The organism is Streptococcus oralis subsp. dentisani (genome assembly GCF_003944205.1).
Taxonomy (GTDB): domain Bacteria; phylum Bacillota; class Bacilli; order Lactobacillales; family Streptococcaceae; genus Streptococcus; species Streptococcus oralis_BH.
In genome coordinates, this window is sequence record NZ_RJPH01000001.1 from 130,392 (window position 1) to 144,805 (window position 14,414).

Here is a 14,414-nt window from a genome sequence, read left to right on the forward strand (position 1 = left end):
CGGGATGACATTAAAAACCTTTGCTTAGGATAGTATAGCAGAAAAAATTCGTTTTGTAAACGAATTTTTCCCGAGTCTAGAAATAAAAGAGCGAGGCAGATTTTGTAAATCATTTTTTCCCGAGCCCGGAAATGCGAGAGCGAGGTTCGTTTTGTAAACGAATTTTCCCGAGTCTAGAAATAAAAGAGCGAGGCAGATTTTGTAAATCATTTTTTCCCGAGCCTAGAAATGTAAGAGCGAGAAATGATTTTGTAAATCATTTTTACTCAACTTTAAACAAGGGTGCGCTATTGATAGGATTAAAGCGGGCGTTTGTTGGGCATGCCAGCCTTACGTGGATATTTATTTGGTGTTTCCTTTTTCTTTTCTACCACTGTGATGTAGCGCGGATCTCCATTTGGTAGGGCGTAGCTGAGATTGTCTTCAACTTTACTAAAAAGGAGATTGAGGGCATTCTTAGCTTCTAACAATTCCTCAGGAGCATTGCTGGCCTTGAGTGCCAATAGTTTTCCACCGACTTTAAGGTAAGGAATGGTCAATTCAGACAAGATCTGCATGCGAGCAACCGCACGAGCCGTCACCATATCAAACTGGGCACGGAAGTTCTTGTCTTGGGCAAAGTCTTCTGCCCGTCCATGGTAGAAGTGAACACCATCCAAATTCAACTCTTGAGCCAAAAGTTGAAGGAAGTTGATGCGCTTATTTAGCGAATCAATGATGGTCACATCTAACTGAGGATAGAGAATTTTCATCGGCAGACTGGGAAATCCTGCCCCCGCTCCGATATCAAGAAGTTTGATATCTTCATTGGGAATCAAACCCTGCAAGATAGGCGCAATCGAATCGTAAAAGTGTTTGAGATAAACTTCTTCCTTTTCTGTAATGGCTGTTAAGTTAATCTTTTCATTCCACTCGACCAAGAGTTCAAAATACCGTTCAAATTGGTTCTTTTGCTGGTCAGAAAGTGGAAGATTTTGCTCAGCCAGTAGGCTGTAAAATGTTTCTGGTTTCATAGTTTTTTCCTTCTCTAGTATCATCTTATTTTACCATATTCATTAAAATTTTGATATACTGGTATTAATCTAAAAGCAGAAAGGAATAAGATTATGACTTGGATTATTCTTGGAGTTTTGGCTCTGATTGTTATTTTTGTGATTGTTAGCTATAACGGTTTGGTTAAAAATCGTATGCAGACCAAGGAGGCTTGGAGCCAGATCGATGTTCAATTGAAGCGTCGTAATGATCTCCTCCCAAACTTGATTGAAACAGTCAAAGGCTATGCGAAATATGAAGGTTCTACCTTGGAAAAAGTAACAGAACTTCGTAGACAAGTAGCCGCAGCAACTTCACCAGCAGAAGCTATGAAGGCCAGTGATGCCCTTACCCGCCAGATTTCTGGTATCTTTGCAGTAGCAGAGAATTACCCAGACTTGAAAGCTAGTGCAAACTTTGTTAAATTGCAAGAGGAGTTGACCAATACTGAAAATAAAATTTCATACTCACGTCAACTCTACAACAGTGTTGTCAGCAACTACAATGTAAAACTTGAAAGCTTCCCAAGTAACATCATCGCGGGACTATTTGGCTTTAAAGCTGCAGACTTCCTTCAAACACCTGAAGAGGAAAAGGCAGTTCCGAAAGTCGATTTTAGCGGTTTAGGTGACTAAGATGTTGTTTGATCAAATTGCAAGCAATAAACGAAGAACTTGGATTTTGTTGCTGGTTTTCTTCCTACTCTTGGCCTTGGTTGGTTATGCGGTTGGCTATCTATTCATGCGCTCAGGTCTTGGGGGCGTGATTATTGCCTTGATTATCGGCCTTATCTACGCTCTGACCATGATCTTTCAATCAACAGAGATTGTCATGTCTATGAATGGGGCGCGTGAGGTTGATGAGCAAACAGCACCAGACCTCTACCATGTAGTAGAAGATATGGCCATGGTCGCTCAGATTCCCATGCCGCGTGTTTTCATCATTGAGGATTCATCTTTAAATGCCTTTGCAACAGGTTCCAACCCGCAGAATGCGGCAGTTGCGGCAACGTCGGGTCTCATAGCAATCATGAATCGTGAGGAGCTAGAAGCGGTTATGGGCCATGAGGTTAGCCATATCCGAAACTATGATATCCGAATTTCGACCATTGCTGTCGCCCTTGCTAGTGCCATTACCCTTCTATCTAGTATGGCTGGTCGTATGATGTGGTGGGGTGGTGCAGGTCGAAGACGGAGCGATAATGATCGTGATGGAAATGGTCTAGACATTATCATGCTTGTCATCTCTCTCTTAGCCATTGTTCTAGCACCTCTCGCTGCAACCTTGGTACAACTAGCCATTTCCCGTCAGAGGGAATTTTTGGCGGATGCATCCAGTGTGGAGCTGACTCGCAATCCTCAAGGGATGATCAATGCCCTGCGTAAGTTGGATAATAGCGAGCCAATGCAACATCATGTCGATGATGCCAGCAGCGCTCTTTACATCAATGATCCCAAGAAAGGTGGCGGACTTCAAAAACTCTTTTATACCCACCCACCTATCTCAGAACGAATTGAACGCTTGAAACAAATGTAAACAAAATCCAGAGAGATTTCTCTGGATTTTTGCTATGTTCAACATTTATAAATCTTGTAAATCGACGACTTCCAAACCATTTTCTGTCAAACGATAGAGACTCGTACAGACCTCTTTTAAGAAGCGTCTGTCATGCGAAACAGTGATCAGACCACCAGGATAAGAGGCAAAGAGTTTTCTTATTTCGGGTTGAGAAGTGGGAGAAAAATTACGTGTAGGCTCATCTAGAAGAAGAAAGTTTGGTTTGCGCAGGACTAATTCCAAAAGAAGCAGTTTACCCTGTTGACCACCAGATAAGGAACGGATTTGGTGGTGCATCTCTGGATAGCTGAAATTGAGACTGGCTAAGTGAGATTGGATTTTCTGTAGTTCCTCTTTTTTCCCAGTTTTGCTGAGATAGGCTACTGGAGAAAAATCCAATTGCAGTTTTTTATGGTAATCTTGTGGCATAAAACCAAGCGAAATTTCTCTTTTGGCGCTGAGCAGTTGTTGCAACTTGGCTAGCAGAGTCGATTTCCCAATACCATTAGGCCCGATGATACCAATTTTATCTTGGCCACGGATAGTTAGTTGAAGTCCTTGAACCAAAACGCGCTCACCAATGGACAACTTTTCCTTTTCCAGTCGGATTAAGACTTTAGAAGCCGCTAATGGTTGGATATCTGAGAAGAAGAGTTGGATTTGTTCCTCTTCAAGTGGCCTTTGTGTCATCGACTGAGCTGCCTTTTCGTAGCGTTTTTCTTGAGAAAGGACATTTTTCATCTTTTTAGCCAATAGGCGCCCAGCAACATCATTTTTAGTGTTACGCAAAGCAGTTTCTACATTTTGCTTGACTCGGCGATGCTTTTCCATGCTTTTATCATAGGCTCTCTGGTCATTAGCAGCTTGCTGGCTTTGTCTAGCAAAACTAGCCTTTCTCTGCTTACTGTAGCGATCATAGTCTAAATGCTCTACAAGCGTTTCCGCTTCTTTCCGATGCCTGACCAGTCGCAAGTGAACAATAGTATCAGCCGTTTGAGAAAGAAAGTCTTCATCGTGCGAAATAAAAATAACTGTTTGCCTGCTCTTTCGAATCTGACTTTTTAGCCAATCAACAGTCTCAAGGTCCAGGTCATTTGAAGGTTCATCTAAAAAAAGAATTTCAAAGGGCTTGGCTAACTCATGGATGAGCTGAATTTTCAAAGCTTCGCCCCCTGATAGACTGCCAATTTCTTGGTCGCTAGCAAAACGGTCGCTATCAAAGTGCAATTCCTCCGCCAAACGATAAAGAATGCTGTAGTCTAAATCAGCAGAATCCAAAAAGAAGTAGTCATGGAGAGTTCTACTTTTCAGAAACTCGGGGAGTTTTTGAGGAATGTAGGCCAGTGATTGAAGATCAGAATGGATATCGCCCTTGATAGTAAAATCAGGTAATGCTTCCCCCATTAAAGCTCGTAGCAAGGTTGATTTGCCATTTCCTTCTTCGCCGATAATAGCAACCTTTTCCCCGTCTTGGATAGTCATGGTTAGGTTAGAAACAAGATCTCGTAGATCTTTGTTTTGTGTGATGGTCAGGTGATTGATTTTTATCATATTGTTGCCCTTTCTAGAATGTCCATAGTGCATAACAAAAAGCTCTACTTTACCTAGTAGAGCCCAAAGTCACTGTCAAAACTCTATTATCCTCGTTGAAAAGTTCGTCAAACTAGCTTGGAGCTGCCTAACCCAACCCAAGAGGAGCATAGCTTTCTAGTTTTTTGATTTTCAATGAGGATAAAGTACCAGAAAATCCAGTACAAAAAGAGCATGCAAAAAGAGACAAAAACAAGATCTACTAAATAAAGTTTCTTTATTTGATAGATTAGTTGTTCATGTCTCCCTTACCTCCGAGTATTAGTACCTCTATCCTATACCTTTTAGGAAATTTTGTCAATAGAAAACAAGTAATTTCAAGCTCTAAAAACCAAAAACAGGTCCATAGAGAGTCAATACGTGTTTGACATGTTCGTAGTGGAACTTGTCATAGTTGCGCCAAGCAGCACGAGCTTGATCGTTTAGTTTTAGGCTACCCAGTCCAATCAGAAGACTGGTACGTTGGTAAAATTTCTCAAGGTCGATTAAGATACTGTTGTCCAGCTTTTCTGCTTTTTTTAGTTCCTTAAGAGTAGTGTTCAGCAGCTCTTGCAGTCGAAGATCATCGGCTGTACCTTGTTTGCAACTTTGGTAGCTTTTATTTAACTCGGAAAGGAGTTGGTAAGCTTTAGTGATGAGTGCTTTGTCTTCCATGTGAGCATCCTCCTTGCTCTGATGTATTCTTGCCTATAGTATAACACTAATCGGATAATATGTCATAGTAAATATGTTAAGAATGAGTTTTTAATATCAAAGTTTGGAAAGCTGACTTATAGCCTTTTCATGGTATAATCAAGTGAATACATCTTTATGGAGGAAATATGAAGTTAAATATTCAAGAAATTCGTAAGCAGCCTGAAGGCCTACACTTTGAACAAACTTTAGACCTTGTCGCAGACTTGCGTAAACGGAATCAAGAAATTTTAGATGTCAAAGATATCCTAGCAGTGGGAAAGGTCCAGTACGAAGACCGTCTGTATTTCCTAGATTATCAGTTATCTTATACTATTGTCCTTGCTTCCAGCCGCAGTATGGAGCCAGTTGAGTTGGAGGAGTCTTATCCAGTGACAGAGGTCTTCATGGAAGGAGCAACCAACCAACTGGATCAAGAAGTTTTAGACGATGACTTGGTCTTGCCTATCGAAAATGGGGAAATCGACCTTGCTGAGAGCGTTTCCGATAATATCTTGCTAAACATTCCAATCAAGGTCTTAACAGCAGAAGAAGAAGCTGGTCAAGGTTTTGTGTCTGGAAATGACTGGCAAATCATGACTGAAGATGAATACCAGGCTCAACAAGCAGTCAAGAAAGAAGAAAACAGTCCATTTGCTGGCTTGCAAGGACTATTTGACGGAGACGAATAATGGTCTTGTCAAAAAAACGAGCACGAAAGGTGCTAGAAGAAATCATTGCCCTCTTTCCAGATGCTAAGCCTAGTCTTGATTTTACCAATCATTTTGAACTCTTGGTTGCGGTGATGTTGTCAGCTCAGACGACAGATGCCGCAGTCAACAAAGCTACGCCAGCTCTCTTTGCAGCTTTTCCAACGCCTCAAGCCATGTCTGTCGCGACTGAAAGTGAAATTGCCTCACATATTTCCCGTCTAGGACTTTATCGCAATAAGGCCAAGTTTCTAAAAAAATGTGCCCAGCAACTCTTGGAAGATTTTGACGGTCAAGTACCTCAAACTCGTGAGGAATTAGAAAGTCTAGCAGGTGTTGGACGCAAAACAGCCAACGTAGTCATGAGCGTGGGCTTTGGAATTCCAGCCTTTGCAGTAGACACTCATGTTGAACGTATCTGCAAGCATCATGATATTGTTAAAAAATCGGCCACACCCCTTGAAGTAGAAAAACGTGTCATGGATATTCTGCCACCAGAGAAATGGTTGGCAGCCCATCAAGCCATGATTTACTTTGGACGGGCTATCTGTCATCCAAAGAACCCAGAATGCGATCACTATCCCCAATTATATGATTTTAGTTCGTTATAAGATAAAAATTTTATGTTTTTTTCTTGCATTGATCCATTCTTTGTGATATAGTAATAACAATAAAATATTCCTTTAAACCTGTCCCGTGAGGCAGGCAAGGAGTCGGATCAATAGATAGCAGAAGTCTATACTCTTTACAGTAGGGCTGGCTTGGCTATACATTCTGAAGTCTCCTTGTTAAGGAGACTTTTCTTTTTGGAGGTTTGTCATGAGGACAAAAGAAGTTGTAGACGAATTGACCGTCAAACGAGCGATTACTCGGATTACCTACGAGATTATTGAGCGAAACAAAGATTTGAATAAAATCGTTTTGGCTGGTATTAAAACGCGAGGTGTTTTTATCGCTCGTCGTATCCAAGAACGTTTGGAACAGTTAGAATCTCTTTCAGTTCCAGTGGTAGAACTAGATACTAAACCTTTCCGTGACGATGTCAAAAGTGGAGAAGATACCTCTGTAATCTCTGTTGATGTGACAGATCGGGAAGTCATTTTGGTGGACGATGTACTCTACACTGGTCGTACTATTCGTGCAGCTATCGACAATATTGTTAGCCATGGTCGCCCTGCCCGTGTGAGTTTGGCAGTCTTGGTTGATCGTGGTCATAGAGAACTTCCAATCCGTCCGGACTATGTTGGAAAAAACATCCCAACCAGTCGTTCTGAAGAAATTATCGTAGAGATGACAGAACTAGATGGACAAGACAGAGTACTAATCACAGAACAAGCCTAAAACACTAAAAGGAGTAAAAAAATGTCAGAAAATCAACAAGCTTTGCAACATGTCGTTTCTATGGAAGACCTTACTGTAGAACAAGTAATGAAATTGATCAAACGAGGAATCGAATTTAAAAACGGAGCGAGTGCTTCTTATGAGGAACAGCATATTGTTTCTAACCTTTTCTTTGAAAGTTCAACTCGTACCCACAAATCCTTTGAGGTAGCAGAACTGAAACTTGGACTTGATCTTTTGGATTTCGACGTGAAGACCAGTTCAGTGAATAAGGGTGAAACACTCTATGACACGATCTTGACGCTTTCTGCACTAGGAGTGGATGCCTGTGTCATTCGTCACCCAGAGGTGGACTACTACAGAGAATTGATTGCTAGTCCGACCATCACAACTTCGATTATCAATGGTGGGGACGGTTCAGGGCAACACCCTAGCCAAAGTTTGCTTGACTTGATGACAATTTATGAAGAATTTGGACATTTTGAAGGTCTTAAGGTGGCTATCGCTGGCGACTTAAACCACTCACGGGTAGCCAAGTCTAATATGCAAATCCTTAAACGCTTGGGAGCGGAGCTTTACTTTGCAGGTCCTGAGGAATGGAGAAGTGAGGAGTTTGAACATTACGGTCGCTTTGTATCAATTGATGAGGTGATTGATCAAGTAGATGTTATGATGTTTCTTCGTGTGCAGCATGAACGTCATGAAATTGTGACAGGATTTTCAAAAGAAGACTATCATAACCAGCATGGTTTGACACAAGAACGCTATGACCGCTTGAAAGAAAAAGCAATCCTTATGCACCCAGCTCCAGTCAATCGTGATGTGGAAATCGCTGATCACTTGGTAGAAGCACCGAAATCACGTATTGTTCAGCAAATGACCAACGGTGTCTTTGTCAGAATGGCAATTTTAGAATCTGTGCTGGCCTATAGAAAAGCAAAATAAGGCACAAAGCGTTAAAAGATGTCTGAGAGCATCAACGAGAGGTGAGTAGATGAAAAAACGACTTCTAGTATTAGAAGATGGTACAGTATTTGAAGGCAAGGCCTTCGGAGCAGATATTGATGTAACAGGGGAAATCGTCTTTAACACAGGGATGACTGGTTACCAAGAATCCATTACAGACCAGTCTTACAATGGACAAATCTTGACCTTCACTTATCCATTGGTGGGGAATTATGGGATTAACCGTGATGATTACGAATCTATTAGCCCTACCTGCAAGGGTGTTGTAGTATTTGAAGAGGCACGTAGAGCAAGTAACTGGCGCAATCAAATGACCTTGGACGAATTCTTGAAAGCTAAGAAAATTCCTGGTATCTCAGGAATTGATACCCGTGCTCTTACAAAAATTATCCGTAAGCATGGTACCATGCGTGCAACCCTTACGCATGTTGGTGATACCATGGACCATATCATAGACCAGCTCCAAGCGACAGTTCTACCGACAGATAATATCAAGCAAGTCTCTACTAAGACAGCTTATCCTGCTCCTGGAGTTGGATTGAGTGTTGTTCTGGTAGACTTTGGTCTTAAACATTCTATCTTACGCGAACTATCTAAGCGTAACTGTAACGTGACCGTTGTTCCATACACAACAACAGCAGAAGAGATTCTCCATCTCCATCCTGACGGGGTCATGTTGTCAAACGGTCCAGGAAATCCAGAAGATGTTCCTCAGGCACTCGATATGATTCGTGGTGTGCAAGGGAAGATTCCAATCTTTGGTATCTGTATGGGACATCAACTTTTTGCTATGGCAAATGGTGCTAAGACCTACAAGATGAAGTTTGGTCACCGTGGATTTAACCACGCGGTGCGTGAAATTGCAACAGGCCGAGTAGACTTTACTAGCCAGAACCATGGTTATGCGGTTAGCCGTGAGGATTTGCCAGAGCATTTGATTATTACCCACGAAGAAATCAATGACAAGTCAGTTGAAGGTGTGCGTCACAGATACCAACCAGGTTTCTCTGTGCAATTCCACCCAGATGCAGCTCCAGGACCGCATGATGCAAGCTATCTCTTTGATGAATTTATCGAAATGATGGAGTCGTTTAAATCTGCTAATCGCTGATATAGGAAACTCTGTCAGAGGCTTGTCGAATAAAAAGGCAAGTCCTTTCTTTTAGTTGAGCAATGAGATGCTGAAAATTTTTACACTCGATTTATTATTGAAAAATCATCGGAGAATTTATTTAATGTCGCCCTGTGAGGCGACGAATAGAAAGGCAGGTCGTTTCTTTTAGTCGCTATCAGGCGAACTAAAAACTCCCTGCACTAGATTTTTTATCGAAAAATATCGTTTCGCTAAAAATCGTCGGAGAATTTATTTAATGGCAACCAGAGAGTTGCCGAATAGAAAGGAGAAGATACATTGTTCGCGGAAGTGAACACGCCCTAAGAACTGTGTGAAAAAGATAAACATCGTCTTGATGCTGAAGGCATCTGCACCGAGTTTCCTATTTTCACTTTGTTCTTGACGGGCTTTGTATCATAAACTATGCCTAAACGTACTGATATTCAAAAAATTATGGTGATTGGTTCTGGTCCGATTATTATTGGTCAGGCTGCTGAGTTTGACTACGCGGGGACCCAGGCCTGCTTGTCTTTGAAAGAGGAAGGATATGAGGTTGTCTTGGTGAACTCAAATCCTGCCACTATCATGACGGACAAGGAGATTGCGGACAAGGTCTACATCGAACCGATTACACTCGAGTTTGTGACACGTATTCTCCGTAAGGAACGTCCAGATGCTCTGCTTCCAACTCTTGGTGGTCAAACAGGGCTCAATATGGCCATGGAATTGTCTAAAAATGGTATCCTAGATGAGCTCGGTGTCGAACTTCTAGGTACTAAATTGTCTGCCATCGACCAAGCGGAGGACCGTGACCTCTTTAAACAATTGATGGAAGAGCTTGAGCAGCCAATTCCAGAATCTGAAATTGTCAACACGGTGGAAGAAGCAGTGGCCTTTGCAGCAACAATTGGTTACCCAGTCATCGTTCGTCCAGCTTTCACACTTGGTGGTACTGGTGGTGGTATGTGTGCCAACGAGGAAGAATTGCGTGAAATCGCTGAAAATGGGTTGAAACTGTCACCTGTTACCCAATGTTTGATTGAACGTTCAATCGCAGGTTTCAAGGAAATCGAGTACGAAGTGATGCGCGATTCAGCTGACAATGCCCTCGTTGTTTGTAACATGGAAAACTTTGACCCAGTTGGGATTCATACAGGGGATTCTATCGTATTTGCTCCTGCGCAAACCATGTCAGACTATGAAAACCAAATGCTACGTGACGCGAGCTTGAGCATTATCCGCGCTCTTAAGATTGAAGGTGGGTGTAACGTTCAGCTGGCCCTTGATCCGCATAGCTTCAAGTACTATGTTATCGAAGTAAACCCTCGTGTATCGCGTTCGTCAGCCCTTGCTTCTAAGGCGACGGGTTATCCGATTGCCAAATTGGCTGCCAAGATTGCCGTTGGTTTGACTCTGGATGAGGTCATCAACCCAGTTACAGGTTCAACCTATGCCATGTTTGAGCCAGCCCTTGACTACGTCGTTGCTAAGATTCCACGTTTCCCATTTGACAAGTTTGAAAAAGGTGAGCGTCGTCTTGGTACTCAGATGAAGGCAACTGGGGAAGTCATGGCCATTGGTCGTAACATCGAGGAATCACTTCTCAAGGCATGTCGCTCTCTTGAAATTGGGGTTCACCACAATGAAATGCCTGAACTGGCATCTGTTTCGGATGATGCCTTGATTGAAAAAGTTGTGAAAGCCCAAGATGATCGTCTCTTCTACGTATCAGAGGCCATTCGCCGTGGTTACACACCAGAAGAAATCGCCGAGCTTACAAAAATTGATATCTTCTATCTGGATAAACTCTTGCATATCTTTGAAATTGAGCAAGAATTAGATGCCCATCCACAAGATCTAGAAGTTTTGAAAACAGCTAAACTCAATGGATTTTCAGACCGTAAGATTGCTGAACTCTGGGAAACGACCGCTGACCAAGTTCGCCAACTGCGTTTGGAAAACAAGATAGTCCCAGTCTACAAGATGGTCGATACCTGTGCAGCGGAGTTTGACTCTGAAACACCATACTTCTATTCAACATATGGATGGGAAAATGAGTCTATCAAGTCTGATAAGGAATCTGTCCTTGTCCTAGGTTCAGGTCCAATCCGTATTGGACAAGGGGTTGAGTTTGACTACGCAACCGTTCACTCTGTTAAGGCTATCCAAGCTGCTGGCTATGAAGCTATCATCATGAACTCAAATCCAGAGACTGTTTCGACGGACTTCTCTGTGTCTGACAAACTTTACTTTGAACCATTGACATTCGAAGATGTGATGAATGTCATCGACTTGGAGCAACCAAAAGGGGTTATCGTTCAGTTCGGTGGTCAAACAGCCATCAACCTTGCGGAGCCTTTGGCAAAAGCAGGTGTGACCATTCTTGGTACACAAGTCGCTGACTTGGATCGAGCTGAAGACCGTGACCTCTTTGAGCAAGCTCTGAAAGACTTGGGTATTCCACAACCACCAGGACAAACAGCAACTAATGAAGAGGAAGCAGTGCTTGCAGCTCGCAAGATTGGTTTCCCAGTCCTCGTTCGTCCATCTTATGTCTTGGGTGGACGCGCTATGGAAATCGTTGAAAATGAGGAAGACCTTCGTTCTTACATGCGTACCGCTGTTAAGGCCAGTCCAGACCACCCAGTTCTTGTTGATTCATACATCGTTGGGCAAGAGTGTGAAGTTGATGCCATCTCAGACGGGGAAAATGTCCTCATCCCTGGTATCATGGAGCATATCGAACGTGCCGGTGTCCACTCAGGTGACTCAATGGCAGTTTATCCTCCACAAACCTTGTCGCAAAAGGTTCAGGAAACTATCGCAGACTACACCAAACGCCTAGCAATCGGTCTTAACTGTCTTGGGATGATGAACATCCAGTTTGTCATCAAGAATGAAAAAGTCTATGTTATTGAGGTCAATCCACGTGCCAGCCGTACGGTGCCATTCCTTTCTAAGGTAACTAATATTCCTATGGCTCAGGTAGCGACCAAGCTCATTCTTGGGCAAAGTCTTGAAGAACTTGGCTACCAAGATGGACTTTATCCAGAAAGCACTCGCGTTCATATCAAGGCACCAGTCTTCTCCTTTACGAAACTAGCTAAGGTAGATAGCTTACTTGGTCCTGAAATGAAGTCAACAGGGGAAGTTATGGGTTCTGATACTACTTTGGAAAAAGCTCTCTACAAGGCTTTTGAAGCTTCCTACCTACACTTGCCAACCTTTGGAAATGTTGTCTTTACCATCGCTGATGATGCCAAAGATGAAGCCTTGGACTTGGCTCGTCGTTTCCAAAATATCGGTTATGGTATCCTCGCGACAGAAGGGACAGCAGCCTTCTTTGCCAGTCATGGACTTCAAGCCCAACCTGTTGGTAAGATTGGTGATGATGAGAAGGATATCCCAAGCTTTGTCCGCAAAGGGAAAATCCAAGCGATCATCAATACTGTCGGAACCAAACGAACTGCTGACGAAGATGGTGAGCAAATCCGTCGTTCAGCCATTGAACACGGTGTGCCCCTCTTTACAGCCCTAGATACAGCTAATGCCATGCTCAAGGTACTAGAAAGCCGTAGTTTTGTCACAGAAGCGATCTAGTTGAGAAAGAATTTTCACAGTTTTAAAGCCAGCGTTAGAAAACGCTGGCTTTTGCAATACAGATATTGCTTATTTGAACTATCATTCTTTCCTTAAGAAACATTTCAAAATGTGATATAATAAGGAAGAATTGGAAATAGGAAACTATTTTCATTATATTTTCAAAAATTCCATTAAGAAAATAGGTAAAGACAGATTAGAAAGTGTAAAATTCCGATGTCTTCTTACAAAAAAGTCTCTCTTTCTGAGATCAATCAATCCATTGAAACTCCGAATAACAATCATTTTTGGCAAAATCTAAAAGCTTTTTTAGGACCTGGAGCTCTTGTAGCAGTTGGCTACATGGATCCTGGAAACTGGATTACCAGTGTGGTTGGTGGTGCTTCCTACAAATATAGTCTCTTATTTGTTATTTTGATTTCATCCATCATTGCCATGCAACTACAACAGATGGCTGGAAAACTCGGTATCGTGACTAGGATGGACCTAGCACAGGCAACAGCTCATCATGCTCCCAAGTGGCTTCGCTATAGTTTGTGGGTGATTTTAGAATTAGCTTTAATGGCGACAGACTTAGCTGAGGTTCTAGGTTCAGCGATTGCCTTAAATCTTTTATTTAAAATACCGATTATGGTCGCTATCCTCTTAACTGTTTTAGATGTATTTCTTTTGTTGTTGTTGATGAAATTTGGCTTCAAAAAAATTGAAGCCATTGTCACGACCCTTATTTTAACCATATTAGCCATCTTTACCTATCTTGTGGCCTTATCCAGTCCAAGTATTCAGGGTATTTTTGGTGGTTATTTACCGACTTCAACTCTATTTGAAACACCATTGCCAGGTCATGAAAGCCAATTAACATTAGCTCTAGGAATTGTAGGAGCGACAGTCATGCCCCATAATCTCTATCTTCATTCATCCCTATCCCAGACAAGGAAAATCAATCACAAAGATAAGAAAGATGTGCGGAAAGCAGTTCGTTTTATGACCTGGGATTCAAATCTTCAGTTGTCCCTAGCCTTTATTGTCAATTCCTTGCTTCTCATTTTAGGGGCCTCTCTCTTTTTTGGTCATGCATCTGAAATTTCAGCTTTTTCTCAAATGTACAATGCTTTACAGGATTCGAAGATAGCAGGAGCTATAGCTAGTTCAACTCTGTCAACTTTATTTGCCCTTGCCCTCCTAGCAAGTGGTCAAAATTCGACTATTACAGGTACCTTGACAGGACAGATTGTCATGGAAGGTTTCTTGCATTTGAAATTGCCTCAGTGGATTATTCGTATCGGTACACGTATTTTTGCCTTGCTCCCTGTGATTATTGTAGCCGTCTTGTTTGGACATCAAGAAAAAACCTTGGATCAGTTATTGGTCTATTCACAAGTCTTTCTGTCAATCGCTCTTCCGTTTTCAATCTTCCCCTTAATCTATCTGACTTCTAAAAAGTCACTGATGGGAGAATTTACCAATGCCAAGTGGAACACCATCCTAGGTTACGCAGTTTCAATCATCTTAACCATTCTCAATATCAAACTTCTTTTCGATATTTTTTAAACTTGTTCAAATTAGTTCTCGGCACTAGCTTGAAGCTTGATATTGAGATAATAGTAGTGATTGATTCATAAAAATAAGTACAAAAAAAGAACAGTCGAAGCTGTTCTTTTTTTTATTATTTGAGACCGTATTTTACAAAGATATACTCTATAGTGTTTAAATCCTTATTAAATCAACGTTTCTAAAGGGGATATAGCTGTAAAATATTATATATATACCGTATTATTAAACCAAGACGGTACCAAAAAGGTACCAAAAATTAAGGTTTCGGAGCTTATAAA

The 14,414-nt window shown here is 41.9% G+C and carries 12 protein-coding genes; 9 read left to right on the plus strand and 3 right to left on the minus strand.

What is annotated here, in order from left to right:
* Positions 1-299: 299 nt before the first annotated feature.
* Positions 300-1,013, minus strand: a complete 714-nt coding sequence (gene rsmG / locus D8805_RS00565; RefSeq protein WP_125415074.1) for a 16S rRNA (guanine(527)-N(7))-methyltransferase RsmG — start codon at positions 1,011-1,013, stop codon at positions 300-302.
* A gap of 93 nt (positions 1,014-1,106) precedes the next feature.
* Between rsmG and D8805_RS00570 the strand changes: the two genes are divergently transcribed.
* Positions 1,107-1,667, plus strand: a complete 561-nt coding sequence (locus D8805_RS00570) for a LemA family protein (RefSeq protein ID WP_125415075.1) — start codon at positions 1,107-1,109, stop codon at positions 1,665-1,667.
* Between the two features lies 1 nt (position 1,668).
* Positions 1,669-2,568: a zinc metalloprotease HtpX gene (gene htpX, locus D8805_RS00575; protein WP_125415076.1), complete on the plus strand. Its 900-nt coding sequence runs from the start codon at positions 1,669-1,671 to the stop codon at positions 2,566-2,568.
* A 45-nt stretch (positions 2,569-2,613) separates the two neighbouring features.
* Here the strand turns inward: htpX and D8805_RS00580 are convergent, their stop codons facing one another.
* Both D8805_RS00580 and D8805_RS00585 read right to left on the minus strand, forming a co-directional pair.
* A complete protein-coding gene (locus tag D8805_RS00580) occupies positions 2,614-4,173 on the minus strand; it encodes an ATP-binding cassette domain-containing protein (RefSeq protein ID WP_125415077.1) in 1,560 nt (519 codons plus the stop codon).
* Positions 4,174-4,503: 330 nt separating this feature from the next.
* Positions 4,504-4,833 (minus strand): helicase BlpT, encoded by a 330-nt coding sequence (locus tag D8805_RS00585; protein ID WP_125415078.1) that lies wholly within the window; start codon positions 4,831-4,833, stop codon positions 4,504-4,506.
* Between the two features lie 167 nt (positions 4,834-5,000).
* Here D8805_RS00585 and D8805_RS00590 point away from each other — a divergent pair, with 167 nt between their 5' ends.
* From D8805_RS00590 to D8805_RS00620, 7 genes are all read left to right on the plus strand, one after another.
* The gene (locus tag D8805_RS00590; RefSeq protein ID WP_125415079.1) at positions 5,001-5,543 is read left to right on the plus strand and encodes a YceD family protein; all 543 of its coding nucleotides are present in this window, start codon (positions 5,001-5,003) and stop codon (positions 5,541-5,543) included.
* Positions 5,543-6,172: an endonuclease III gene (nth, locus tag D8805_RS00595; protein WP_125415080.1), complete on the plus strand. Its 630-nt coding sequence runs from the start codon at positions 5,543-5,545 to the stop codon at positions 6,170-6,172. The genes D8805_RS00590 and nth overlap by 1 nt, the downstream gene beginning before the upstream one ends.
* Positions 6,173-6,380: 208 nt before the next feature.
* A complete protein-coding gene (gene pyrR / locus D8805_RS00600) occupies positions 6,381-6,902 on the plus strand; it encodes a bifunctional pyr operon transcriptional regulator/uracil phosphoribosyltransferase PyrR (RefSeq protein ID WP_001259298.1) in 522 nt (173 codons plus the stop codon).
* Positions 6,903-6,923: 21 nt separating this feature from the next.
* Positions 6,924-7,847: an aspartate carbamoyltransferase catalytic subunit gene (locus D8805_RS00605; protein ID WP_001293859.1), complete on the plus strand. Its 924-nt coding sequence runs from the start codon at positions 6,924-6,926 to the stop codon at positions 7,845-7,847.
* A 49-nt stretch (positions 7,848-7,896) separates the two neighbouring features.
* A complete protein-coding gene (locus D8805_RS00610) occupies positions 7,897-8,979 on the plus strand; it encodes a carbamoyl phosphate synthase small subunit (RefSeq protein ID WP_125415081.1) in 1,083 nt (360 codons plus the stop codon).
* A 426-nt stretch (positions 8,980-9,405) separates the two neighbouring features.
* Positions 9,406-12,582, plus strand: a complete 3,177-nt coding sequence (carB, locus tag D8805_RS00615) for a carbamoyl-phosphate synthase large subunit (RefSeq protein ID WP_125415082.1) — start codon at positions 9,406-9,408, stop codon at positions 12,580-12,582.
* A gap of 216 nt (positions 12,583-12,798) precedes the next feature.
* The gene (locus tag D8805_RS00620) at positions 12,799-14,133 is read left to right on the plus strand and encodes an Nramp family divalent metal transporter (RefSeq protein WP_125415083.1); all 1,335 of its coding nucleotides are present in this window, start codon (positions 12,799-12,801) and stop codon (positions 14,131-14,133) included.
* Positions 14,134-14,414 lie beyond the last annotated feature (281 nt).